At 66.3% G+C, this 23,947-nt stretch carries 24 protein-coding genes and 6 pseudogenes; 16 read left to right on the forward strand and 14 right to left on the reverse strand.

The genetic code is table 11. The annotated features are described in order from the left end of the window. Positions 1 to 82: 82 nt before the first annotated feature. On the reverse strand, positions 83 to 403 hold the full coding sequence (locus tag ABZ904_RS22265; RefSeq protein ID WP_361825218.1) for a hypothetical protein: 321 nt from the start codon (positions 401 to 403) through the stop codon (positions 83 to 85). 520 nt (positions 404 to 923) lie between these two features. Then, positions 924 to 1,259 (reverse strand): annotated as a pseudogene (locus ABZ904_RS22270) (SDR family NAD(P)-dependent oxidoreductase); the annotation flags it as partial. Positions 1,260 to 1,712: 453 nt separating this feature from the next. Between ABZ904_RS22270 and ABZ904_RS22275 the strand changes: the two are divergent. Next, a pseudogene (locus ABZ904_RS22275) lies at positions 1,713 to 1,850 on the forward strand (IS5/IS1182 family transposase); the annotation flags it as partial. Here ABZ904_RS22275 and ABZ904_RS22280 read toward each other — a convergent pair. From ABZ904_RS22280 to ABZ904_RS22295, 4 genes and pseudogenes are all read right to left on the reverse strand, one after another. Beyond that, positions 1,850 to 2,262 (reverse strand): annotated as a pseudogene (locus ABZ904_RS22280) (transposase); the annotation flags it as partial. The pseudogenes ABZ904_RS22275 and ABZ904_RS22280 overlap by 1 nt on opposite strands. 44 nt (positions 2,263 to 2,306) lie before the next feature. After that, positions 2,307 to 3,350, reverse strand: a complete 1,044-nt coding sequence (locus ABZ904_RS22285) for a Gfo/Idh/MocA family oxidoreductase (RefSeq protein WP_361825220.1) — start codon at positions 3,348 to 3,350, stop codon at positions 2,307 to 2,309. 355 nt (positions 3,351 to 3,705) lie between these two features. After that, on the reverse strand, positions 3,706 to 4,344 hold the full coding sequence (locus ABZ904_RS22290) for a DUF6518 family protein (protein WP_361825222.1): 639 nt from the start codon (positions 4,342 to 4,344) through the stop codon (positions 3,706 to 3,708). A 218-nt stretch (positions 4,345 to 4,562) separates the two neighbouring features. Then, positions 4,563 to 5,489 (reverse strand): alpha/beta hydrolase, encoded by a 927-nt coding sequence (locus tag ABZ904_RS22295; protein WP_361825224.1) that lies wholly within the window; start codon positions 5,487 to 5,489, stop codon positions 4,563 to 4,565. Positions 5,490 to 5,672: 183 nt separating this feature from the next. On the opposite strand from ABZ904_RS22295, the gene ABZ904_RS22300 reads away from it, so the two are divergent. The 4 genes and pseudogenes from ABZ904_RS22300 to ABZ904_RS22315 form a co-directional block, all read left to right on the forward strand. Beyond that, positions 5,673 to 6,551 (forward strand): helix-turn-helix transcriptional regulator, encoded by an 879-nt coding sequence (locus ABZ904_RS22300; RefSeq protein WP_360997039.1) that lies wholly within the window; start codon positions 5,673 to 5,675, stop codon positions 6,549 to 6,551. Positions 6,552 to 6,634: 83 nt separating this feature from the next. Then, a complete protein-coding gene (locus tag ABZ904_RS22305; protein WP_359407845.1) occupies positions 6,635 to 6,922 on the forward strand; it encodes a DUF2255 family protein in 288 nt (95 codons plus the stop codon). Between the two features lie 97 nt (positions 6,923 to 7,019). After that, complete coding sequence (locus ABZ904_RS22310; protein ID WP_359407766.1) at positions 7,020 to 7,547, forward strand: SMI1/KNR4 family protein; 528 nt, start codon at positions 7,020 to 7,022, stop codon at positions 7,545 to 7,547. A 130-nt stretch (positions 7,548 to 7,677) separates the two neighbouring features. Next, positions 7,678 to 7,932, forward strand: a pseudogene (locus ABZ904_RS22315) (helix-turn-helix domain-containing protein); the annotation flags it as partial. A 1-nt stretch (position 7,933) separates the two neighbouring features. Here the strand turns inward: ABZ904_RS22315 and ABZ904_RS22320 are convergent. Together ABZ904_RS22320 and ABZ904_RS22325 are read right to left on the reverse strand one after the other, a co-directional pair. Next, a pseudogene (locus ABZ904_RS22320) lies at positions 7,934 to 8,142 on the reverse strand (transposase); the annotation flags it as partial. 81 nt (positions 8,143 to 8,223) lie between these two features. Further along, the gene (locus ABZ904_RS22325) at positions 8,224 to 8,511 is read right to left on the reverse strand and encodes a hypothetical protein (RefSeq protein WP_359407769.1); all 288 of its coding nucleotides are present in this window, start codon (positions 8,509 to 8,511) and stop codon (positions 8,224 to 8,226) included. A 111-nt stretch (positions 8,512 to 8,622) separates the two neighbouring features. Here ABZ904_RS22325 and ABZ904_RS22330 point away from each other — a divergent pair. Next, positions 8,623 to 8,778, forward strand: a pseudogene (locus ABZ904_RS22330) (IS5/IS1182 family transposase); the annotation flags it as partial. Between the two features lie 68 nt (positions 8,779 to 8,846). Here ABZ904_RS22330 and ABZ904_RS22335 read toward each other — a convergent pair. Next, positions 8,847 to 9,284 carry a MarR family winged helix-turn-helix transcriptional regulator gene (locus ABZ904_RS22335; RefSeq protein WP_360997032.1) on the reverse strand — a complete coding sequence of 146 codons (438 nt, stop codon included), beginning with the start codon at positions 9,282 to 9,284 and terminating at the stop codon, positions 8,847 to 8,849. 86 nt (positions 9,285 to 9,370) lie between these two features. Between ABZ904_RS22335 and ABZ904_RS22340 the strand changes: the two genes are divergently transcribed. Beyond that, complete coding sequence (locus tag ABZ904_RS22340; protein WP_360997030.1) at positions 9,371 to 9,835, forward strand: MarR family winged helix-turn-helix transcriptional regulator; 465 nt, start codon at positions 9,371 to 9,373, stop codon at positions 9,833 to 9,835. Positions 9,836 to 10,137: 302 nt separating this feature from the next. Here the strand turns inward: ABZ904_RS22340 and ABZ904_RS22345 are convergent, their stop codons facing one another. The 4 genes from ABZ904_RS22345 to ABZ904_RS22360 form a co-directional block, all read right to left on the reverse strand. Then, on the reverse strand, positions 10,138 to 10,539 hold the full coding sequence (locus tag ABZ904_RS22345; RefSeq protein ID WP_359407778.1) for a tautomerase family protein: 402 nt from the start codon (positions 10,537 to 10,539) through the stop codon (positions 10,138 to 10,140). A 143-nt stretch (positions 10,540 to 10,682) separates the two neighbouring features. Beyond that, positions 10,683 to 11,396, reverse strand: coding sequence for a flavin reductase family protein (locus tag ABZ904_RS22350; RefSeq protein WP_359407781.1), 714 nt, complete (start codon positions 11,394 to 11,396; stop codon positions 10,683 to 10,685). A 156-nt stretch (positions 11,397 to 11,552) separates the two neighbouring features. Then, on the reverse strand, positions 11,553 to 12,320 hold the full coding sequence (locus tag ABZ904_RS22355; RefSeq protein WP_359407784.1) for an alpha/beta hydrolase: 768 nt from the start codon (positions 12,318 to 12,320) through the stop codon (positions 11,553 to 11,555). Between the two features lie 121 nt (positions 12,321 to 12,441). Beyond that, positions 12,442 to 12,867, reverse strand: a complete 426-nt coding sequence (locus tag ABZ904_RS22360; protein WP_359407787.1) for a nuclear transport factor 2 family protein — start codon at positions 12,865 to 12,867, stop codon at positions 12,442 to 12,444. Between the two features lie 270 nt (positions 12,868 to 13,137). On the opposite strand from ABZ904_RS22360, the gene ABZ904_RS22365 reads away from it, so the two are divergent. The 5 genes from ABZ904_RS22365 (at position 13,138) to ABZ904_RS22385 (ending at position 18,670) form a co-directional block, all read left to right on the forward strand. Beyond that, the gene (locus tag ABZ904_RS22365; RefSeq protein WP_359407789.1) at positions 13,138 to 13,605 is read left to right on the forward strand and encodes a helix-turn-helix domain-containing protein; all 468 of its coding nucleotides are present in this window, start codon (positions 13,138 to 13,140) and stop codon (positions 13,603 to 13,605) included. 689 nt (positions 13,606 to 14,294) lie between these two features. Continuing rightward, complete coding sequence (locus ABZ904_RS22370; RefSeq protein ID WP_360997027.1) at positions 14,295 to 15,143, forward strand: MBL fold metallo-hydrolase; 849 nt, start codon at positions 14,295 to 14,297, stop codon at positions 15,141 to 15,143. 426 nt (positions 15,144 to 15,569) lie between these two features. Then, entirely contained in the window at positions 15,570 to 16,571 is a 1,002-nt protein-coding gene (locus tag ABZ904_RS22375; protein WP_359407795.1) for a zinc-dependent alcohol dehydrogenase family protein, read from the forward strand. 457 nt (positions 16,572 to 17,028) lie between these two features. Beyond that, entirely contained in the window at positions 17,029 to 17,700 is a 672-nt protein-coding gene (locus ABZ904_RS22380; protein ID WP_360997023.1) for an alpha/beta hydrolase, read from the forward strand. A gap of 385 nt (positions 17,701 to 18,085) precedes the next feature. After that, on the forward strand, positions 18,086 to 18,670 hold the full coding sequence (locus ABZ904_RS22385) for a CGNR zinc finger domain-containing protein (protein ID WP_359407800.1): 585 nt from the start codon (positions 18,086 to 18,088) through the stop codon (positions 18,668 to 18,670). A gap of 78 nt (positions 18,671 to 18,748) precedes the next feature. Here ABZ904_RS22385 and ABZ904_RS22390 read toward each other — a convergent pair whose 3' ends face one another. Further along, on the reverse strand, positions 18,749 to 19,681 hold the full coding sequence (locus ABZ904_RS22390; RefSeq protein ID WP_359407803.1) for a ketopantoate reductase family protein: 933 nt from the start codon (positions 19,679 to 19,681) through the stop codon (positions 18,749 to 18,751). A gap of 301 nt (positions 19,682 to 19,982) precedes the next feature. Here ABZ904_RS22390 and ABZ904_RS22395 point away from each other — a divergent pair, with 301 nt between their 5' ends. The 4 genes from ABZ904_RS22395 (at position 19,983) to ABZ904_RS22410 (ending at position 23,909) form a co-directional block, all read left to right on the forward strand. Beyond that, the gene (locus ABZ904_RS22395; RefSeq protein ID WP_359407806.1) at positions 19,983 to 20,711 is read left to right on the forward strand and encodes a flavin reductase family protein; all 729 of its coding nucleotides are present in this window, start codon (positions 19,983 to 19,985) and stop codon (positions 20,709 to 20,711) included. Between the two features lie 233 nt (positions 20,712 to 20,944). Continuing rightward, positions 20,945 to 21,838 (forward strand): alpha/beta hydrolase, encoded by an 894-nt coding sequence (locus ABZ904_RS22400; protein WP_360997016.1) that lies wholly within the window; start codon positions 20,945 to 20,947, stop codon positions 21,836 to 21,838. Positions 21,839 to 21,890: 52 nt separating this feature from the next. Beyond that, positions 21,891 to 22,679, forward strand: a complete 789-nt coding sequence (locus tag ABZ904_RS22405) for an enoyl-CoA hydratase/isomerase family protein (protein ID WP_361825231.1) — start codon at positions 21,891 to 21,893, stop codon at positions 22,677 to 22,679. A 237-nt stretch (positions 22,680 to 22,916) separates the two neighbouring features. Beyond that, positions 22,917 to 23,909, forward strand: a complete 993-nt coding sequence (locus ABZ904_RS22410) for a hypothetical protein (protein ID WP_361825233.1) — start codon at positions 22,917 to 22,919, stop codon at positions 23,907 to 23,909. Positions 23,910 to 23,947: the final 38 nt, after the last annotated feature.

Consider the following 23,947-nt stretch of genomic DNA (forward strand, 5'->3'; position numbering starts at 1 on the left):
TGGAGGACCTCGGCTGCGGAACAGGCACAGGCCATAGCGATCATGAAGTTGCGATCCTCTGTGATCATCGAGGAGACATCACTTAGCGGTGCCGTCCGACGGTCTGGCCACCAGCCGCAGCGGCCTTGCGGCGCCCACTCGTGGAACGGATGAAATTGATGATCACGAGTGCCGGAACGATGAAAACTTTGAAGAAGACGATGTACGTCCCACCCTGGAATATGAACCCCAAATAGATTCCGTAACCCGCGAACCCCAGACCCAATAGAGCGTTGAAGATACGCCAGCCGACGCTTTGGCTCTCCACCTTCACCGCGGCCATCGCAAGCATGACCACACCGCTGAGCAGAAGTAGAATGACATACCAGGAGAAGAGTGGATGGCCACTGAAGTCGAGGTTCACGCAAGGCTCCTAAGTTTGACAGAGAGAATTACACGTAAACGGGAAGATACATGAAGGAGGAAAATGTGAAAGCCGTCGGGGTCAGTCTGGACTGCGAACAGCACAGCCGCGCGCACTTCAGCTTCAGCCTCTATGCGCTAGGCCTACGTCTCATCCCGTCGCACGGCCGATTGCCGCTTCGCAACAAGCGCCCTATATTGTCGGGTCCGCCGCCGCATCCTCCTCACGGCCAGCACAGTTGACATAACTACGCACGCGATCAGAAAAATCCTGTCTACGCTCACGAATTTCCATTCACTAGCTAGAGGTGTTTGGCGTGCCGGTTGCAACTGCCTCTCGATCATGGCGAGACGCTTTAAATGTATTATCCAGGCCGCGAGATAGTCCACGAATAGCAGTGTCGCAATTACGTCACCTACGCGAGCAGGGGCCTTGCGTGTTTGTGAATTGAGCACGGTCGGGCGCGAGGCCCTGGCCCGGTCCCGGTCGCCGACCCAGTTGCACTCGGCGACGGTGCCGTCCACGAGGTGGCGAGCTGCAGCTCCCAGCCCTCTGCGCTGACCTGTCGCGTGGGAAGCGCCATGATCCCGGCGTTGGCCACGAGGATGTCCAGCGGGCCGCGCCACGCCCGCGCGAAGGCCAGGGCGGAGTCGATGTCCGCCAGGTCGAGCGCCTCGGCCCGCACGGATCCGGCACCAGGGGCTGCGGCGAGTTCACGGACCAGCGGCTCGGCGGTCTCCGGACGACGAGTGGCCACGGTGACCTCCGCGCCGACGAGGGCGAGGGCACGGACCGTTTCGGTACCGATACCAGAGGCGCCGCCGGTGACCACGGCGCGGCGTCCGGTGAGGTCCACACCGTCGATCACCTCGGCGGCCGTGGCGTGGGAGTGGAAGGGGGTGGTGAGTCGGGATTCGGCGTCCACGGGCAGTCTTCCCTGAGGTGCAACGTCACGTACGCCACTCACCGTAGGACCGCACCGCTGGACGCTGTATAACTCGTCGTCCAGACTTCTTCAGCCATCGTCCAGAGGAGGTGCTCATGGATCCACTGGAGGATGTGCTGGCCCTACTGGAGACGCAAAGCCACCTCTCGACGGGCCTGGCGGCGGCAGGGCGCTGGACCGTGCGGTTCGTCCCACCCTCCGCCCTTACAAGGCGGTGTAACCTCCCAACACATGAGCGCCCTCCTGGGCCGTCCTGGGGCCGTGGAAGGGCGCTCAACGATGACCAACGTCGACAACTGCCGACAGCTCAGCAGCAGGTCAGAGCGGTGATCGATGAGGCGGCCGCACGTCACGGCCGCCCAGCGGGGCATCACACATCGCATTGCCCGCAAGGGCATCGAGTCCTCGACCCGCCTGGGCCGGCACCGTTGGACCGTGGAACGCACGATGTTCTGGCTTGCCGGATGCCGCCGACTGCACCGCCGCTACGAGCGCAGAGCGCGCTCGGTGATCAAGTGGATCTTCGAGCCGTACTTGCCCCGGTCGCCAGGATTCGGGCCTGTCAGGTCCCCCTTTTCAGGGACCGCGTGTTCACCGAGTCGATCGCGCAGCGGGACCAGTCCAGCTCACCGCGGGCGCCGAGCCCGTCGAGGACCAGACGGTGAAACTTGGCCCAGACCCTGGCCTTCGTCCACTCGGCGAAGCACCGGTGAGCCGTCGCTCCCGACGGCCCGAACGAGGCGGACGGCAGTTACTGCCACGTGCAGCCCGACGTGGCCACGAACGCGATCGCAGCCAGCACCTCCCGGTCACCGTGTCGGCGCCGGCCGCCTCCCTGCGGTCGGGTAGGCGCTTTCGGCACCACCCGCTGGAACAGCTCCCACAACTCGTCCGGAACCAGCCGCTCCACGATTCCCGCGCCAGGAGGCTACCCAATACGCCAAATGAGATGGCGTCTTAAGCCGCGGCTTCGTCTTTCATCTCGCCGCGCAGCGGTAGCCCGCAGGCGCGGTAGATGCTGTCGAGGACGCTCATGTTCGCCACAGCGTCCCTGGCAGGCGTAATGACCGGTCCGCCATCGAGGACCGCGGAGGCGAACGCCTCCAGTTGGCAGGCGTAGCTCGACGGATTCCGAGGTACGCGTTCTCGCCGTACAACGTGCCCTTCCGCACCGCGCGACGTACGGATCGTCAACTGGTGGTAGAGCTGGGGCATCAGGAAGTTGGTCACGTTCATCTCGCCGTCCGTCCCGACCGCGCGGGCCCGGATCGACAACACACGGCGCGACCACATTGACGCGCGAATGCGCCCGGTCACCCCGCCGGGGAAGGCGAGCTCGGCACTCATGGCGCGGTCGATGCGCGTGTCCTTGCGCAGTGTCAGCATCCGTGCCGAAGTAACCGCTGGCTCACCGTTCCCGAGCAGCCGGGCGACATGCACGGCGTAGCAGCCTGCGTCCATCGTCGCTCCGCCCGCAAGCGCGTAGTTGTACCGGATGTCGCTGAACCGTGGCAGAGGGAAGCAGACATCGGCTTCGACGCGGTGCAGCTCTCCCAGCTCCCCGCCGGTCACGACCTCGCGCATCCGTTCGGCAAGCGCGTGGTGGCGGTAGTGGAATGCCTCCATCACCACCAAGCCGCTGCGCGCGAAGGCGGCGTCGGCGGCGTCCGCGACGCGCTCGGCTTCGGCGCGGTTCGCGGTGAACGGCTTCTCACACAGCACATGCTTGCCGGCCTGAAGAGCTTTCAGTGTCCATTCGGCGTGCAGACCATTGGGCAGAGGCACGTAAACAGCGTCCACCTGCGGATCGGCGAGCAGGGCGTCATAGTCGGCGTGGACGACAGGAACGCCGTGCTTGCGGGCGAACGCCTCCGCGCGCGTCCGGTCGCGTGCCGCGACGGCGGTCACGGTGACGCGCGGCGTCTGCCGCGCCGGCTTGATCAGCGCGCTCGGCGCGATGGCGGCTGCCCCGAGCAGCCCGATCCGAAGGTCCTTGGGCACGGGGAGCAGTGTGCCAGCCGTGCCACATGGTGCAGAAGCCTGAGTGTTGGTGATCCACTGTATTCGGGACCACATCTCCACGGCTGCCCCTCGGGACAGTTCGGATTTCCCTGACAGTCCGGGTCTCCCCGGCAGCACCATCGCGCCGACCATCCGTCGCAACAGGAGCGTGCGCCATGAGTGCGGCGACTTCGGGGGCGGCCCTGCCCGTTCGGCACAGCGTCACCGCCCGATGCGTGGTTCGCCGGCCTGGTCCCTCGCGGCTGGGACAGCGCGCGGCGATGCGCCGATCAGCGCTCGGCTCCACGGAGCCGTGAAAGTGGCGGCACGTCCGGCACTTCGGAGTTGGACGGAACTACACCGAACCGAGCAAGCCGTCGAGGATGCCGCGCTCAGCAAGGTAGAAAGCGAGACCTGCCACAGGAGCAAGCAGCGCGCACAGCCAGTAGCGCTGCGCTCCGGCACGCGCCAGGTAAACGGTAAGGAGAGCGGTGAGCAGCGCTCCGATGGCCAGGAAGACGGTCGCCTCTCCCCAGTAGTGGAGCGCCAGTCCCAGCCAGAGCCCCTCCCCCAGCACCACCATCGCGATGGCCGCCCCGGCGACTGCTCGCGCCGCTCCCCGGCCACGCCGTACGGTCCACCCGGCCCACCCCAGCAGCGGCCCTCCGGCCAGCCCCGCCACCGACCATACGGCGGCGGTTCCGAGCCCTCCGGTGCCGAATGTGTCCCCGAGCGCGGACGCCGCGTAGTAGCCGACGCAGGTTCCGACCATCATCAAGGCCCCGCCCCAGACGGCGAGTGGCCGGGCCCGGATCAGCGCGCCGGCCACCGCGGTCCAGATGATCCAGGTGGACACCGAGTTGGTCGCCCGATCCAACAGAGGTGTCGTACCGTGCAGGCCGTACGTTGCCCCGCCGAGCAGCAGCCCGAACGCCGTGGTTGCGATGAGGACGATGACGGGGGCGTCGCGGCGGGACGCGGTGATGGTGGTCACGCCACGGCACTATACACGCGATGTATACGTGTGGTGTATAGCCGCCTGGTACTGGTCTTTGGGTGGGACCCGATCACGTGCCCCACCTTGACCCTCACACCGTGGAACGGTCGTGGCGCATGGCGTCCCGGTGGAGCGCGCCAGTGTCCGGACCGATCAACCTCGCCCGCCCCCACACCTGACAGCCGGGCTCCCTCTCCAGGATCTTCATCGGCCCTCTAGACCGCTTGCCCCAGGTGCTTGGCGAAGAAGTCGGCAAGTACGTCCACAGCGGGGTCCACGTACTCCTTCTTGTCGTAGAGGTCGACATGGCTGGCGCCGTCGATCCAGTGGATCTCCTTGGGCCCTATGGCGCGCTGGAACGCTTCGACACTCATCCACGATGTGACGGCGCGGGTCCCGACGATCATGAGCAGCGGCCGTTGCCCGATCAGCGGGACCGAAGCGAACGCGTCGAATGTCGCCATCTTGTCGATGCTGCTCCAGGTGAAGAAGCTCGCCGAGCGGGGGTGCTGGGCACGCGGAGTGCGGTAGTACTCGAAGCCCTCGGCGCCGTGCTCTCCGCCCAGCACGCGGGCCTGTTCAGCGGTGTCGGGGAAGAGAGTGAGGGTCGGCGGCTTCTGGTCCCTGGCCTCGGTGGTGCGGGCCTGGGCCGCAGCATCCAGCATGCCCTGGAAGACGGCAGGGTCCTGTGTCCCGTCGGCACCCAGGCGGAACTGGCGGGCGATGTCGGCAGCGCTGACCATGCCGACGGCCTTGATGCGGTGATCGCTCGCGGTGGCGGGGAGCACATAGCCACCTGAGGCGCAGATGCCCAGCGCGCCGATGCGTTCCGTATCAACTTCGCTACGGACGGTGAGGAAGGAGACGGCGGCCTTGAGGTCCTCGACGCGGTGGGCGGGATCCTCCAGACCGCGGGGCTCGCCGCCGCTCTCACCCTGGTAGGCCGCGTCGAAAGCGAGCGCGACGAAGCCCCTTTCAGCCAGACGCTGCGCGTACAGGCCGGCGGTCTGCTCCTTCACACTGCTGCCGGGGTGGCCGACGACGATCGCCGGTCGTGGGCCCTGTTCCGGGGTGTCGGGGAGGTAGAGGTGACCGGCGAGCGGGATGCCGGCGCTGTCGAAGGTGACATTGGTCTTCGCCACGGGGTTCTCCGTCTGTGTTGTCCCGGCAGGGCCACACCGCAGCGGTGGGCTGTCCGGGCCCGGCACTGTGCCGGGTACATCTCCACGGTCGGCGCACTCCCAGGCGCGCAAAAGCGGCGAGTTCCTGCCTGGGAAAAGACCTGCCCCCCTCACTCCTGTGCTGCTCGGGTGACAATGAGGAGCATGAATTCGGCACCCGACCCCCGCGAGCTCGGAGCTTTCCTGAAGGCTCGCCGAGCGCAACTGGCGCCAGACGAGTTCGGGCTGCCCGCGACGGACTCTCCCCGCAAGGTCACGGGACTGCGCCGAGAGGAGGTCGCCCAGCTCGCGGCGATCAGCGTCGACTACTACACGCGGTTGGAGCAGGGCCGTGTCCGAGCGTCCGCATCGGTGCTCGCCACCCTCGCCCGTGCTCTGCGTCTGGATGACGACCAACAGAAATACCTGTACGAGCTCGCCGGCAAGGCCGACGCCCAGCCGCGTCGGCGGCGGACCGCGCAGCGCGTGCGGCCCGCCATGCGACGCCTGCTCGACCAGCTCACGGCAACCCCCGCCATCGTTCTGGGCAAACGAATGGACATCCTGGCCTGGAACTTTGCCGCCACGGCTCTGTACATCGACTTCTCGCGTATTCCGGCCCAGCGACGCAACTATGTGAGCCTGCTGTTCACGGACCCGGTCATACGAAGCATGCATCGGCAGTGGGACCATGACGCCCGCGATGCCGTCGCCGCTCTGCGCATGGAGGCAGCCGCAGACCCCGACGACCCTGAGCTAGTCCGCCTTGTCGCCGAACTGTCCGTCCACGACGCCGACTTCCGCACGTGGTGGGCCGAGCATCGCGTCAACACGGCCAGCTATGGCACCAAGCACTACCAGCATCGGCTGGTCGGTGATCTCACGCTTGACTGTGACACATGGAGCAGCCCGGACGGCTCGGGGCAACGGCTCATGGTCCTCACCGCCGAGACTGGCAGCCCGTCGCACGATGCTCTGCGCATCCTGACCTCCTGGACGGCCGAGCAGTCGAGCGGGGGCCTGGTGGAAGGCCGGAACCAGTGAGCACCTGGACGCCTGAGGAGCTGTCAGTGCTCTCCACTTCAGGCTCTCTCATCCTCAGCGCCGCAGACGGCGGCCACCTGGCCGTGGAGGTCGGCATGGTCCTGGTAGGAGGCGAGCTCTACCTCCGTGCCTACCGAGGAGCCCGGTCGGGCTGGTACCAAGCGTCACGAGAACACGGTCGTGGGCGGATCAGGGTGGGTGATGTCGCTCGCGACGTCCTCCTGCAGGCCCTCGACGAGAACGGGCCGCACGACGCGATCGACTCCGCCTACCAAGCCAAGTACCCGAGCGTCGGCGGTCTCGTCACAAGCTCAGTGGCACGTTCCGCGACCATACGCATCATTCCAGCGCAGCCATCTCGTCGTCATTAATGTCCCGGACCCGCACACGTTCAGCCACGTGAGGATTGTCCTCGTCCGGCCGAGGCCGGACGGTGAACTGTCGAGCCCGGCTCCTACGATGCCGGTCATGGCATGCTTTGAGGATCGTCAGCCCTCCTTCTGGGACACCAGCAGCGACTACGGGGTGCAGCCGCCTCTGACCGACCAGGCGGTCAGGGAGGCCGAGCGGCTGTTGGTCGTCACGCTTCCCGACTCGCTGTTGGACCTGCTCCGCAAACAGAACGGTGGCCAGGTCAGCGACAGCCGGGATGCCTTCCCCACAAGCCGACCGACCTCATGGAGTGCCGACCACGTCCCGTTCGACAGCGTGATGGGCATCGGTCACCGCGAGGGAACGGTGTCCATGCTCGACAGCCCGTACCTGGTCGAAGAATGGGGCCTGCCCACGGCCGTGGTGCTGGTCTCGGGTGACGGGCACTACTGGATCGGGCTCGACTACCGGACCTGCGGCCGACACGGAGAACCGTCCGTTGTCTGGTTCGATGCGGACGACAACTCGGAACTGGCCCTCGCGCCGGACTTCCGCTCCTTTGTCAACGGCCTCACCTCCGCCCGGGAGTTCGAGAGCGAGTGGAGTGAAGACTCACCCGAGTGACCTCACCCACGAAGCGGTGACCAGCGGGGGTCAACTCCCTGCCACTAGTCCTCTGACCGGGAAGGTTCGCCGGGGCGGTCGTCCGGGCGGTTGCATGCACGGTGACGTCCGCTCCGACTGCTGGGGTGTGGTGGCTGAGCTTGTCCGTGTGCGCAGGTGGACCGACCAGGAGGGGCAGAAGCTGCAGCAGATCGTCCGCCGGGGCAGCACCAGTTCGGTGCGCTACCGGCGCACGATGATGCTGCTGCTGGCTTCGGCCGGCGGCAACCGGGTACCGGTGATTGCGCAGTTGGCGCAGGCCGACGACGACACCGTCCGGGATGTGATCCACCGGTTCGACGAGATCGGCCTGGCATGCCTGGACCCTCGGTGGGCGGGAGGCCGCATGCGTCACGCCACTGCCGAAAACGGTTGTGCACGGTCGACCAGGCACCGAACTCCTGCGGCATCTCCCGCCACTGTCCGCCCGTCCTGAACCGCCAAATCACGCGCTCGAACTGCTGCCGCAGCCGCTCGGGGTACGGACCGTACTCTCCGATAGGCAGGTAGGCCCGATGAACTCCCACTCGGCGTCGGTCAGTTGCACTCGCGTCACCCAAGAAGATCTACCCTCCCCGGCCGCGCCGCGAGGGCGAAATCCGGGACTGCCACCATCCGCCATCGAGTCGAGCTGGGTTCAGCCGAGACCACGATGCGCGGCCCACAATCCCCCGGCATGGCTGGCAGCTTCGGCGACCAGGGCCGCCAGTTCGGGTCTGTCGGGGACTGGGAACGAGACGTATGCGCCCCGACCACCTCCGACTGGGCGACCATAGGCCTTTACGGCGAGGTGACCGTCTGGGAGAAGCCGGACGTTGAGTGTGGTCAGCGTGAACGCTTCACCGCGTCGAGTGTCCGTCCAGCGGAGCGCTTGCGGGATCGTGACATTGATCGCCAGAGCACTCACTTCCAGGTCGCTGCTCATGGACGGATGATCTCACGCGAGTCGCCGCAGGCGACCGCCACCGGCTTATGTAGCAGGCAGCTTGATCACGACTCGATTCGCAGCCCAGCTGGCTGACGCGTTGGGCTCGATGTGGATGGTCTTGTCGAACGCCTGGTGCCCGATGAACTGTGGAAGCTGTTAAGGCGGGTAGTTTCAGAGACGGTGCTGCGACGTCCGCAAGGTGGCGGCCGCCGTCGTGTCGGCGACCGGGAGACGTTGGCGGCGATCGTGTTCGTGGCGGCATCCGTTGGGGCTGCCCGGGCAGTCCAGGTCACGGCCTGACCGCCGAACGCCGCCGAATCCCGGTCGTGGCGCTACCGGGCGGCGGGATCCGCTTCGATGTTGCCTGCCATGACCGACAGGATCCGTACGGTTTCGGTGTACTGCTCGACGGTCAGGCCCTTCAGCACCGCTGCGCGAGTTGTCTCAACACGTGCCGCGATGTCCGCGTGAACGGCGCGACCCTCGTCGGTGAGCGCGAGGAGGTTCGCCTCGACCGGCAGACCGGGACGGGTCCAGCCACGCGCCGCGACATCCTCCAGGACCTTGTCCAGGTCGGGCTCGTCCTGTGTCCAGAAGGGGGCCAGGGCCTCCATGAGTACGTCGCGCGTGGCGTGCCCGCGAGCGAGGGTGTTGAGGATCTGCCAGTGCCGGCGTCCGAGACCGACGTCGGCGAGGGTCGCGTCGAACTGCTTCTCCAGCAGGTTGTGCAGATGCTTGAGCCAGTAGCCGATGGGCTTGGGCGCTTCCACGAACCCTCCAAGAACGCATGTAGAATTACATGCACTTGTCTCAAACTATGCATGGAGGGATTGTTGTGGGCAAGCCGAATACGGACGTGGCAGACATTGAGACGGCCGTGGTCGCCTTGCGCCGCAGCCGGCAGCGCCGTGCACTGGCGCGGCTGGCGGAGCGCCGCGGCGAGCACGTCGGCCCTCACGCCGGGCTGCCCGACGCGGTCTTCGAGTTGCTCGACGCGATCGAAGCGGGCGAGGGGCAGGGCTTGGCACTGACCGTTACCGAGGCGGCGGCCCTGCTTGGCGTCGATCAGCCCAGGTCGAGCCGACTCGCCTCTCAGGCACTCGAGGCCGGGCTACTGCGACGTGAGGCCGACCAGCACGACGGCCGCAGGTCGTTGCTGGCCCTCACTTCCGAAGGACGGGACGTGCTCGCAGGGATGCGGAGATTTCGCCGCGGCATCATCACCGAAGCCACGGCCGGGTGGACTGCCGAGGACCGAGCCGCCCTGGCTCGCCTCTTGACCCGCTTCGTACAAGACTTCTCGGCGATCACGCCACACTGACGCCGGCTGCCCACACCAACCCAACGCCTTCCACGCCACCTGAAGGTGCGGGAACGCCAGTCGTGATCAAGATCGGCAACGGACCTTGAGACGAGTGCCGTGGCCGGAAACGGGAATACAGGCCGAGCAGGCAGGAGCCGTGCGGTCCCGACACTGCGCACATCTGCGGCTACATCTGGATCGGCCTACGGACCTGGTGGTGCGCGCGATCCCGCATTGGACGAGCGGACCCGTGCGCCCACCGCCTGAATCCGGCTCGAGAGGCCTCAGCACGCCCATCGCGTCGCCTCGCAAGACGGAACTCACCAGCGAGGCGAACCTTCGGAAAGTTGGAGTTCGCCCCTGCCGAAGGAGAAGTTCTCGTTCGGGACGGGAATCAGCGCGATGAAGATGTCGTCGGGCGAGACGCCGAGCGCCTCGACCACCAACCTGTTGATGGCCGCGGCCACTGCTCGCTTGTCCTCCAGAGGACGGTGCGCCCCGAGAAGTACCGTGATGATCATGGCGTCGCTGCTGCGCTGCATGCCCATGAAAGTCGGGTCCAGGAACAGTTCGCCGTCACCGTGTTCGCTGATCATGATGAAACGGTCACCCTCGGGGATACCGAGTCCCTGCACCAAGGACTGGTTCAGCGCGTCGGCAAGGGCGCGCTTCTGCTCCGGCGAGTAGCGGTTGGCGGGGATGTGAGCGTTGAAAACGGGCATGGGGTACTCCCTCGAGGAGTGCGGTGTCGGGTTTGAACTGTTGGTGATCACAAGGGCGTTGTGCCGCCGACCGGGCACGCCTGCCGAGGAGTGGCTCGTGCGATCGCCGGCAGGTGGCCGCGCGCGGAGACGTTGCGGCCTCGTTATGCCTTGGTGGCCCCGGACGGGGACCAGTCGGCGCCGTCCACCGCCGACCATCCGTCTGGGTGTTCGTCGATGCGGTGCATTCGCCTGCCCGCTCGTGCGCGGAGTACGTCCTCGGTGAGGGGGGTGATGAATGCATTGTCGGCCAGGGTGTACTCAGCGGCGAGCCGTCCGACCGTCGGGATGGCACCGGTGTCGATCCGACCGTTTTCGGTGTACAGGTCGTCTCTGATGTGGAACCGCACGACCTTGCCCCAGACCACGTGATCCTGTACATCGCCGACAGGAATGATGCGGTCGAGCGTGCACTCGAAGGCAATCGGTGCTTCCTTCACCCGCGGCACTTGTACGACTTCGCAGGTCTCTTTGACCAGGCCGACCTCGTCGAACTCGTCGCAACTGCTGTCGAACTCAGCGGCGCTGCGGTGCATATGGTGGGCCTGGGGAAGCGTGACCAGGTTGGTGACGAACTCCCCCGTGTCCCGAATGTTGACGAGGGTGTCCTTGAGGGTCTCCCCGTCCGACCGCGGCTGGATGGTCAGTGACACCATCGGAGGCTTTCGGCTCACTACGGTGAAGAACGAGATCGGCGCCAGGTTGGCGATGCCGGACGACGACAGAGTGCTCACCCAGCCGATCGCGCGCGGCGTGACCGACCCGATGAGGAGCTTGTACGCGGACCGCGCATCCAGCTCGTCGGAGTTGATGATCACGTGGATGGCCCTTCGGACGTGCGTGGCGGTGTTCCGCCGAAGACGATGTGGCGTTGGACTTGTGCCGGGGCGCAGGAGTGGTACCTGGTCTGACCCAGTGCGCGACCTGGCCGTGTGCCCCACTTGGCGGCGATGCGGCTCATCAACTGCTCGGTTTCACGGCCGTCTGAGGATGTGTTCCGCGATCAGCGCCAAGGTGCGGGCTGGGGTTTCCATGGGGGGCAGGTGGGCCGCGCCGTCGAGGACAAGACTGCGCACGTCGGTGTACTGCGGAACGATCTGCTCTTCCGCCACGGCGGCTGTCAGAACGGAGTCGTGCCGCCCGGTGAGTACAAGCACGGGTCGCTCGTACCCCTTGACCTGCTCGGACACGTCGTCCTGAGTCCAGGTCCGGAGGTAGGCGCGCATGGCCGCACGATCGGCGGTCTTACGGGACAGTTCGTTCACGTGGCGCACGAAGCCTGTCCCCAGACGCCCACCGGTCACTGCGGAGATGACCGCGGCCCGTGCGTCGAGGTCGTCGATGGCCGCCCCGAAGAACCGCGAGCCGTCTGCATCGAGAGGGAAGGCGCGGCTGGGAACCGCGCACAGCAACACCAGACTGCTCAGGCGGTCCCGGACTTCCGGCTGTCCGGACACCCACTGCGCGGCCTGGCCGCCCATGGAGTGCCCGACGAGATGGAACTCGTCCCATCCCAGGGTGTCGGTGAGATCGATGAGATCTCGCCCCATCTCGGAGACAGAGAAGTCACCTGCCAACTCCTTCGACCTTCCGTACCCGCGGAAGTCCGGGAAGACCCACGTGAACTGCTCGGTGTCGAGGAAGGGAATCATGCAGCCATAGCCTTCGTGGCCGGCCAGCCACGAATGCGCCCAGATGACCTTGGTCGCCCCGCTGCCCACTGTGCTGTATCCCAGAGTCATTCGCATGTCTTTCCGTTGGTCGAGAGCAAGTACTCGACGAATCCGACTGGCTGAGCCGGAAAACGATTCCCGCCATAGTCGGCGCAGAGCACCACGTTCACTGTTCGTTCCGATTCAGCACTCAGGAAGCTGCCGAGGGGAAAACCTCGAGGCCCTCGATCACGTCGCGCCCCTTGGCGGTGTCCGCGTACAGCCGCGCCTCCGTGATCAGCCCGTCGGAGACGGTGAACAGCAGGCAGTGTTCGTTCTCCATGGTGCGGCCGTTCTTCGCCTTCGCCCTGGCCGTGACAGGGACGACCACGTGCGTCCCGGCGTCGAGCACCGCGTGCGCGTCGTAGTTGAAATACTCGTAGTAATGATCGAAAAGGTCCTGGTAGAAGGCGACAAAGCCTTCGCGGCCGCGGAACGTACCGCCGTAGGGCAGAGATGTGGGGAAGTGGAAGATCACGTCGGGTGACATCAGGGTCACCAGATCGGATGAATCGTTCTTCTCGAATCCGGAATAGGCTCGTCGGCAGGCATCCACGATCGCCTGGTTGTGCGACATGCTTCCTCCATATGTGGGGCTGAAGCGGTGGTGGACAAGAAAGTGTTCCGGCCTGCACCGGATCTCAGCCGGTGGTGCACGCACGGTGGAGAGGCGTAGCGACGGATCGACCGGCTCGTCAGGGGTGGACAGCCGATCCACCGAGTCAAACAGGCCGCTGACGACACAGACGGAACCCTTGGGTCCGGCTCGATACGCTAAGTCTTAATCCGGAACCTAGGTGGCGTCAAGGCTGAGTTCCAGATGGCAACCCTGGAGTATGCTGGCGTCATGGAGTGGCAAGAACTTGATCTGGGCAACTGCAGCGTCGCGGCAACCCTGGCCCTGGTCGGCGAGCGATGGACTCTGCTCATCCTGCGCGAGGTCTTTGCCGGGCTTCACCGCTTCGACGAGATCGCCGACCACCTCGGGGTCTCCCGGCGTGTCCTGACCGAACGCCTTCGACAGCTGGTCGACGCCGGCCTCCTGGAACGCCGGAGTTATCAGGAGACGGGGCAACGCGCCCGCCAGGAGTACCACCTGACGACTCAGGCACACGACCTGCAGTGGGTGTTGGCCGCCCTCCTCCAGTACGGCGACACCCATCTGGGCGAAGAAGCGGGCGCGCCCGTAGTGCTGCAGCACTCCGGCTGCGGCGGCCCCGTTCATGTCGAGCTGCGCTGCTCCTGCGGGCACGAGGTCGCCGGCTCCGAAGTGGAGCCGGTCCTGGGCCCGGGCGCCATCAGGGTGTCTTCCTGATGCAACCGGCCCGAGACCGGACTCGATCCGCTTTGACGGACACCCGCCTGAACGTCCACAGACCACAGTGCTCGGTCCGGGCTCGGATCTCGCGCCGGTAGAAGTGCGTTCGTCGCGCGTCTCCAATGTGCAGAACTACGCGCAGCGGTCCGCGGTCACCGCCGGTCCCCGCCTGCAGGAGTCGCGACGGCTCCTTGTTTTCGCCTGAGGTCACGTGAGTGGTAGCTGTTCGCCGGCCGCCACACCGACTCCGCAATCGCACAAGCAGCGCTTCAACTGGGCGAACGACAACCCCTGGTCCGTACGGCATATGGGCACCCGAACTACCGCCCGGCAGTGGCTATTTGACTGCACAGGCCTGCGACCCACATGGTCTCTGGTCTGCCAACTGGCGTCGCGCCCCATCGGCAGGCAGCGGTCTCGAAGGGGCGCCTGCAGAACGCCATGGAGTCGCGGCCAGGCCACAGGTTGTCGGCCGGCAACCGCAGGCTGCCATCGCCAGATCACCCCTCTATGTACCGTCGGACCACCCCGTACCCTTCGCGGCATCCATTTGATGCAGCCTCCGCAAGGGAGTAGATGTGGTCTTTGTGAATCACTTGATTCCGTACTGGCCAGGCACGTTTGCCGGCGTCCCCTCTGCCCGCGCATAGCGGTCCTACGGGCAATTACACCACCAGGAACTGATCATGCCCGGAGCATCCCTGAGCTGGAGTGTCCACGTAGGCCCGTCGATCCCCACCGAGATCTCGGACCTGCCGCCCGACCTTCCCAAACGTATGTGGTCGCCGATCGCGGCTACGCTCATCGCAGGCGAGCGCGACGCGGTGCTGGTCGACGCGCTGATGACCACCGAGCAGGCCAGTGGGCTCGCTGACTGGGTCGCCGCGAGCGGTAAGACCCTCACAACGGTCTTCGTGACCCACGGGCATGGTGACCACTGGTTCGGGCTGGGCACTCTTCTCGAGCGTTTCCCGCATGCCCAGGCGTTTGCCACGCCGGCGACGGTGGACCAGATGCAGAAGCAGATGACACCGGAGTTCGTTGCGTCGTACTGGAACACGCGCTTCCCGGGCCAGATCCCCGACAGGTTGGTCGCGGCCGAGCCGCTGGGCGGCGATCGGCTGGAGTTGGAGGGCAACGACCTCGTCGTGGTGGAGCTTGGGCACACCGATACCGACGACACCACCTGCCTGCACGTGCCGTCGATCCGGCTGGTTGTGGCCGGTGACGCCGTCTACAACGATGTCCACCTCTACCTCGCCGAATCGCCCGCCGAGGGCCGTCGAGCCTGGCTCGACGCACTGGACACCATCGACGCGCTGAACCCGCAGACGGTTGTCGCAGGACACAAGCGCCCCGATCGCCCCGACGCCCCGCAGACCATCGCCGAGACCCGGCAGTACATCCGCGACTTCGAGACGGTCGCGGAGCGCACCACGACCACCCTCGACCTCTACCGCGGCATGCTGGAACTGCACCCGTCCCGGGTCAACCAGGGCGCGCTCTGGGGATCGGCCAGGTCTGCCAAAGGTTGACCAGCAACCGGCCTCGTGGCCGGCCCACTACGCCAGGCACTGCGGAAATGTTCATCAACCGCGGGAAGTAATCGAGTGGTCGCACTGCGATCTCCATCGGTTCGGACCGCCGGCAGAGTAATGCCGTGCGGAATTCAGGAAATTCTCCCGAACATCCCTATCGCACTGGAAACTGTCGCGACCGCTGCAATTGCGGTGACCGCCTGCACGACCCCGCATGCGCCTCACAGCCACGAGAGTTATCGTCACTAGATGGAAACGTTTGCCGATGAATATTCGCCCGGGCGGGCACCGCGAGTGTAGTTCCTGGCCACTCCGCAGCACCCGAACGCCGAAGGTGAACAAGATCGGTGGCAGGGCATCACTTATACATGTGATGATCAATTCGTCACCTATATAGGTGACGCCACGTGCAGGAGTCCGAGAATGAAAGCGATCCGATTCGCCCAGCACGGAGAGCCGACCGAGGTCCTTTCCGTCGAAGATGTGCCTGTTCCGGTGCCCGGAGAGGGACAGGTGAGGGTCCGCATCCTGGAGACACCGGTAAATCCGTCTGATCTCCTGTATGTGCGGGGATACTACGCGGGCGTCGAGGCACATTTCCCGGCGCCGACCGGGTTCGAGGGTGTCGGCATAGTGGAAACCGTGGGGCAAGGCGTCAAAGACGTCGCCGAAGGGCAGCGGGTATCGGTCGTCAATGGACCGGGAGGCAACTGGGCCGAATACGCCGTCGTCCCGGCCAGCGAGTTGTTCCTCGTACCAGATGAAATACCCGATGACCAGGTGGCATCCTTCGTCATCAACCCGGCCTCCGCCATCCTTATGGTCCGCCATGTACTGGCGGTACCCAAAGGGGAATGGCTGCTCCAGTCAGGGGCCGGGTCCGAATTGGGACGCATGATCATCAGACTGGCCAAGCGTGATGGCATCCGTACCGTGAACATCGTCCGCAGACGCGAGTCAGCAGCAGAACTGGAACGCCTCGGTGCGGATGTCGTCATCGTGTCCACCGAAGGGCCGATCGACGAACAAGTACGCAGAATGATCGACCCCGAAGGCGTCAAGTACGCCATCGATCCTGTGGTAGGAGAAACCGGCACCCAGATCTTCAAATCACTCAGCGAGGATGGGCGCATGCTGGTCTACGGCTCCCTCACCCGTGAGCCGATCCGCATCGGCGACGACCCGCGCTACATCCTGGCGGGTCGACGAACCCTGGAAGTCTACTGGTTGGGATACTGGCTTCCGAGGCTCACAGATGCGCAACGAGAGCAGTTGAGTCTGGACATCGCGGACCTTATGCGCGAGGGGATTGTGGAAACGTCTCCCGGGCGCAAGTACTCCCTCGACCAGATCCATGAAGCCGTCACCCAGGCCGAGGAGAAGGGAAGACAAGGAAAGGTATTCCTTGTCCCCGGAAATATGTAGCGCGGTCAGTCGCGGTCAGCCGTCTGCGCTATGCAAACCTGCCCACCAGAAGAAGGTCCGGCGTGCGGGCTGCCGCAGACGCCGGGAGAGGGATTTTCCACACGGCTGCCGGCGTCAGCGCTGCATGTCCAGAAACGGACGGGCAAGTCGGCCGGTCAAGCCCGAGCCGACATCCTCCCGGCCTCGATGCAGTAGCTCGCAACACGCCCCACTCGGGTCATCAGACCGAGTTGGGGAGGGGCTCCGTTCCCTGGGCGGGCCGGCAGCATACACGGAAGGCGGACCCGCTGCAGCCGCAGGCGCCACCCAGGGTCGGCCGCTGACGGAAGAGAGTCAGGAGGTAATGGAGCGCTGTCGTCCATCAGGCCGAGCACCGAGGCCCAAGAACAGGGGGTCGGCGCCCAGGCGCCCCGGCGCACGGGAGGCACGGGTGGCACGGGAGGAAGGAGGTGGCACGGTGACTTACTCGCCGCAGGACGGGCCCGAGGGCGAGCAGCCACAGGGCTCGGACATCATCACCGGCGACTTGGTGTTCATCCACGGTTTCCAGGACAACGCCGAGCCCTGGCAAGGCGTCATCAACCACCTGGAGTGCCCAGGGTGGGTGTCGATCCCGGTGAGTCTCCACCAAACGGTGCCGCCGGAGCCCCACCGCCGAGGCGAGACACTGGAGGCCTACCGCGATCACGCACAGGAGGAGCTGTTCGACGACGAACGTGCGCAACTGGCGGGCAAGCAGCCCGCGTATCAGCTCCTCAACAGCCTCGATCCCGAGGTGCAAGCTGCCTACCATTCCCGGGCCATGGCGGAGTCCGACGCCCATTTCTCGCTGCCGCCCTCCGTCGAAGAACCCAAGCACATCACGCTGCGGTCCACACGCAAAGCGCAGATGTACGAACCAGACGCGTGGGTCACCCGCGTCTCACCGACGCCGTTGCTGATGGTCGTGGGGCGAACCGACACCGTCACCCCCACCGATCTCGCACTCGCAGCATATGAGCGTGCTCTGGAGCCCAAGCGGTTGAGGATGTTCCACGGTGACCACTTCGACTCCTGCGTCGCGGCCTTCAAGCCGACGAGTGAAGCCGCCGCCGAGTGGTTCTGTGAACACCTCGCCGAACCGGGGTGAGGCCGGAGGGACCCGTCAGCGACACCTGCCTGGCGGCGTCACGCTTGCCTCCGTGCCCAGCGAGTCCCGCCCGGTTGGATCGGCATGCCACCTCCGAGTCCGCCGTCGCGTCGACAGGCTGGAAAGCCGTCACCACGCCTTTGGACACCGCCTGGCACGAAAGGCGCGCGCGAGCGACACTGCACGCGGGCGAATCGAAATACGCTACATCGCGTTCCTTATGTCACTGAGGGTAACGTCGATCTTCGATACCCGGTTGCCTTGATCGTGCCGCACCCAAGGCACCGCCCATATTGACCTCACTCCCACTAGCCTCTCCCAAAAATAGATAAAAGTTGTATGCTTATGTCGCTCACATACGCATCGACTGCGAGGAGTGATCCGAATGGGCTGGCCAGCTACGGTTCGCTACGGCACTGAGTCGGCACCGGGCGGGCTCGGCTTCGTCCAGGACCTCATGAACACCATCTCCGCCGGCAAGCCCCGCGCCGCGGACCTGCTGGCGGATCCCGGCGAGGCCCAGGCTTGGCTTGATCGGGCGCTGGTGCAGTGGAGCGAGGCCACCGGCGCGGCCGTGGCCGGAATCGAACTCGAGCCGCACGACCAGGAGGAGCTTCGTGCCTTCCGGGACGATCTGCGCCGGGCTACGGGGCAGGGCCGCGACGACGCGCTTCCGCCGCTGCACACCGCGGCCATCGCGATGCAGCTCGGCGGGAACGGGGAAGTGCGACCGGAGCCGCGCGGCACCGGTTGGCGGCGGGTCGCGGCACTGGCTCTGATCGAGATCTTCCAGGCCCAGCAGGCCGGCAACTGGCAGCGACTGAAGCTGTGCCGCAACGAGCGGTGCGGGACGGTGTTCTTCGACCGGTCGCGCAACAACAGCGGAGTCTGGCACGACGTCAAGGTCTGCGGGAACGCGGCGAATCTGCGGGCCTACCGCGCCAGGCAGCGCGCCCAGAGCACTTCGTAGGCGCCCTTTGGCATGTCAACAGCGTGGGGGCTGCCCACCGAAGAGTTTCGGCGGGCAGCCCCCACGCGTATGGAGCGTTCAGGCGGAGCCGGCGCTCTCGATCCGGTGCTGGTGCACGCGGAGATGCATCGTGGTCAGATCCAGCAGCGGAACGTCCAGCCCGAGCCGCTCAGCGCGGGAGACCAGGTCCCCGAAGATGTGCTCGACCTCGGCACTGCGGCCGCCTGTCACATCGCGGTAGAGGGACGAGGTGAGTGAAGAGCCGGCTGCCGTGACGGTCGCCAGCGTCTGCTGAAGGTCCGCATCAGGCACAGGGTGGCCGGCGGCAGCGGCGATGGACGCGCTCTCCTGGACCACGCCTTCGGCGAAGGCAGTCCCGCCGGGGACGGCCACGACCTCGCCCACCGATCCCCGCATCAGGCAGGTCACCGCGCTCACCGCCACGATGAAGACCCACTTGGCCCACATCTCTCCATCGATGTCATCGGAGAGCCCGGTCGGGAACCCGGCGTCGCTGAGGGATCGGTGCAGGTCCTCCAGTCGCGCCGGGGGGGTCTCGTCCCGAGCGCCGTAGCGCAGACTCTGCAGATCGGCCAGCCGGACGATGTCGCCGTTGTCATCGACTGTGGTGACCACCTTCGCCACACCGCCGAGCACTGTCTCGCCACCGAACCGTGCGGCCAGGGCGTCGATGTGGCGCATCCCGTTGAGGAACGGGACGATCAGCGTGTTCGGACCGACCGCGGTTGCCATGTCATCAATGGCCGGCTCCAATCCGGTGGCTTTGACGGAGAGCAGGACCACGTCGTAAGGGCCATCGATATCGCCGGCCTGCACCGTGCGGGGAGCGAGGACTGTCTGCTCCCCCAGACCGATGATCCGCAGTCCCCGCCGTGCCAAGCGCTCCGCGCGCTCCGCCCGTACCAAGAAGGTCACGTCCCGGCCCGCCTGGGCGAGCCGGGCTCCGAAGTAACCGCCGGTCGCACCGGCACCCACCACCAGGATCCTCATAAGCCACTGCTCCTCTCACGACCTGGCGACGACACTCCGCCCACACCCCTTCTGTTAGAGGCAATCACGGTGCGGTCATTTCCCATTTGTTTCCTTGGTCCCTCTTGAAAACGAAGTCTACTGGATCACTCCTCCTTGCACGACATAAGTAACGCGCTTACGCTTATGTCATAGGGGCTCGATACCGAGCACCGCCCCCGGCCTCCGGCCAGCGCCGCCATGACGAGCCGCTTCACCGGTCATGGCCGTACGGCACACAGCGCTGTCCATGCGCCGCGCCTCAATCGATGGAGGGCCTCGAATGATCATCGACGCTGCGGAGCTCGACGCCACTCACGCATACAAACTGCTGATCGGAAGCATCATTCCGCGGGCCGTGGCCTGGGTCAGCACGGTGTCCGACGAGGGCGTCGCCAACCTCGCGCCCATCTCGTTCTTCACCGCGGTCGGGCGGAAGCCGCCCATGGTGTCGATCAGCCTGCAGCCCAAGGCGGATGGGGTGACCCTGAAGGACACTTTCGTCAACATCCGTGACACGGGCGAATTCGTCACCAACCTCGCGACGCTGCCGCAGGCGGATGCCCTGCACCATTCGGCGTTCGAGTTCGACCGGGACGTGGATGAGTTCACGGCGCTGGGGCTGACCAAGGAGCCTTCCGAAGTGGTGCGCCCGCCGCGGATCAAGGAGGCGCCGATCTCGTTCGAGTGCGTCGTCGACCGCATCATTCCGGTCGGGGACGACGGCGTCGATCACGTGGTGTGGGGCCGGGTGGTGCGCTTCCACGTCAGGGACGACCTCTACCTCGATCGCGGGCGGATCGACACCGCCGCACTACCGGCCGTGGGCCGCCTCGCCGGCGAGTACACCCTGGTCGACAACGTCTTCACCACGCCCCTGGACCAGGAGTTGCTCCTGGCAAGACAGGGCCGACGGATGGCGCGCCTGGACGCGAAGACGGCCGACTGGTCCCCGCTGGACACCAAGGAATGGTCCCCCTCGGGCGCGACGACGCCTGCCCCCGGAAAGTGACACCGCGATGAGGACTGAACGGATCGGGGCAACCGATGTGCGGTTCCGCCGGCAGGGCGAAGGCGACCTCGCCCTGGTGTTCGCCCACGGCTTCCTGGACGACCAGTACGTCTGGGATCCGCTGACCGCCGAACTCAAGACGACCGGCGGAGTTGCGGGAACGTCTGCGCGGCGTGGTCGACCCCGAGCATTTCCACCAGGGCTGAGTCCCGTTTTCCTCAGGAAGGTTATTCATGGTTGAGCGTCAGACTGTCGAGTTCGAAGCCGACGGCGGAGTCACGTTGCGCGGTTGGCTCTTCCTGCCGGACGGGCCAGGCCCCCATCCGGCGATCACGATGGCCCACGGCTACGCCGGGGTCAAGGAGCACGGCCTTGAGCCCTTCGCGCAGGCTTTCGCCGAGGACGGGTTCGTCGTTCTGCTGCACGACCACCGCACCTTCGGGGCCAGCGACGGCCAGCCGCGGCAGGACGTCGACCCCTGGAGGCAGATCGCCGACTGGCGGCGGGCCATCTCCTACCTGGAGAGCCGGTCCGAGGTCGACGCCGGCCGGATCGGACTGTGGGGTACGAGCTACGCCGGCGGCCACGCGATCGTGCTGGGCGCGACCGACCGCCGACTGCGTGCTGTGGTCTCCCAGGTGCCGACCATCAGTGGCTACGAGCAGGGGCTGCGCCGCATCGCACCGGACGCCGTCGCGACGCTGGAGGAGGCCTTCTCCGAGGACGAGCGGGCGCAGTTGCGGGGCGAGGCTCCACGTACCCAGGTCATTGTGAGCAGTGACCCTGCCGTACCCGCCTCCTACCGGTCGCAGGAAGCCATCGACTTCTACCTGCAGCCCAAGCCCGACGGCGTATGGGAGAACGAGGTCACGGTCCGCTCCACCCGCGCGGCCCGCATGTACGAGCCCGGGCCCTGGATCACTCGGGTCTCCCCCACACCGCTGCTCATGGTGGTCGCCCTGAACGACACCGTGACTGTGACCGACCTTGCGCTCGCCGCCTACGAGCGTGCGCTCGAACCCAAGCGGCTGCAGCTCATCCCGGGCGGTCACTTCGACCCGTACACCACGCAGTTCGACCAGGCGAGCGCCGCCGCCCTCGCATGGTTCCGCGAGCACCTCGCCTGACGACCGGACAACCCCACGGGCCGCATCGCCGGCACGATCTCAAGGACGAAGCATGCCCCATCTCACCCACTCCATCGACGACGGCCTCGCCACGCTGGTCCTGAACAACCCGCCGCAGAACCGCATCGGTCCGCAGTTGGCCACCGAACTCTCCGAAGCTCTGGAGTCGATCGGCCGCAGCGGTGCCCGAGCGGTCCTGGTGCGCGCCGAAGGCCCGGACTTCAGCTTCGGTGGTGACATCGTCGACTGGCCGGGTGCGGACGTACGGGAACTGCGGACCCTCTTCGAGCGCTACATGCAGGTCTTCAACCAGCTCGAGCGGCTGCCGCTGCCGGTCATCGCCGCGGTACACGGCCTGTGCTTCGGCGGCGGTCTCGAGCTCGCGCTCCGCGCCGACGTGGTCTTCGCCGCCGAGACGGCCCGCTTCGGCCACCCCGAGCAGACCCTCGGCATCGTCACCCTGCTCGGCGGGATCTACCGGGTCGCCGAACGAGCGGGCCGGGCGCGCGCCGCGGAGTGGGCGCTCACCTCGGAGCAGGTACCGGCCGCGGTCATGGCCGACGCCGGCGTGATCAACCGGGTCGTTCCCGACGACGCCCTGCTGACCGAGGCGACGGCCTTCGCCCGCAAGGCGGCCAAGGGTCCCACCCGCGCCTACGCCGCGCACAAGGCCCTGCTGCGGGCCTGGGCCGTCGGCGGGATCTCAGCCGCGGACGAGGCCATGTTCGACATCGCCATGCCGCTCTTCGAGACGGAGGACGTCACAACGGGTCTCGCCTCGGCGGTCAAGGCCTTCAAGGCTGGGCTGCCCCGACCCGCCATCGACTTCCAGGGCCGCTGACCGTCCAGGACCTGCCCGCCGCAGCTGGGCAGGTCTCCCCCGCGCACGTGGGTCGGGGCCCTGCCGAAGGCTGTCCCGACCACATCAACCCCGTCACCTTCGACCCACGGATGGCCCCCGGGGCCGTCGCCACCGCCGCACGGCTCGAGGGCATGGCTCGGCGCTGAACCATCCCGCGGAGTCACCACGAACGGCCATGCGGCCGTCGATCCACCCCCTGTCATGGAGAAATCCGGAGTGCATCCCCAGCTTCATGCCCCGCCGCATCACAGGCGCCGCAAACCCGTCCGCGCCTGGTTGCAGCCGTTCCTCATAGGCCTGGTCATCGTCTCTGCTTTCGTCAGCTGCTACATCGGTCTCACGCGAGATCCCCAGCCGCACCGCATACCCGTGGCGGTCACGGGGCCACTGCTGGCGAACAAGGTCCAGCAGGCGCTGGGTAATTCGATCGACGCCCAGCAAGCCGACTCCACTGGTGAGGCACGCGACGCGCTCCTGCATCGGGATGTGGTGGCCGTGCTCGGCGCGGAACATCACGGCAAGGCTCTCAAGCTCGACGTCGCGAGCGCGAACGGCCTGTCGACGACGACTGCGGTCACCAAGCTCGTCACCGCGTACGCACACGGCGCAGACCAGCACGTCACCGTCTCCGACGTCGTACCGCTCGACCAGTACGACGCACGCGGCCTGGCAGGGTTCTACGTCGCCTTCGGAGTGACCCTCTCCGGCTTCGTCCTCGCCCAGAACGTCATGGGGTTGGGCAATCTGATGCATCTGCGGCACCGCTTCACCCTCATCACCGGCTTCTCCGCAGCGTCAGGCCTTGTCGCCGCCACCATCGCCGGCCCCGTCCTCGGCGCCGTCCCCGCACCGTTCCTTCCTCTCGCATTCGTACTGGCCCTGCTGGCGGCCGCCGCAGCGTTCACCACGAAAACGCTGGCCACATATCTCGGACCTTTGGGTGTCCCCCTCGCCACGTTGCTGCTCCTGACCATCGGAAACTCGACCAGTGGCGCAACGATCGGCACCGACCTGATGCCCAGCGGAGCCCGAGCGGTCTCCGCGCTCCTGCCTCCCGGCGCCGCCGTCCGCGCCGTGGCCGACCTCAGCTACTTCGACGGTTCCCATGTGTTCGCCCCGCTGGCGACGCTCGTTCTGTGGGCCGTGGGTGCCGCGTTCCTGCTGGCCAACCGCACTGAGCGGACAGCTCCCAGCCTTCAGGTCACCTGAGCGATCGAGATCGCGGCCACCTCTACCTCAGCGTGCAC

The sequence above is a fragment of the Streptomyces sp. NPDC046900 genome (assembly GCF_040644975.1).
Taxonomy (GTDB): Bacteria; Actinomycetota; Actinomycetes; order Streptomycetales; family Streptomycetaceae; genus Streptomyces.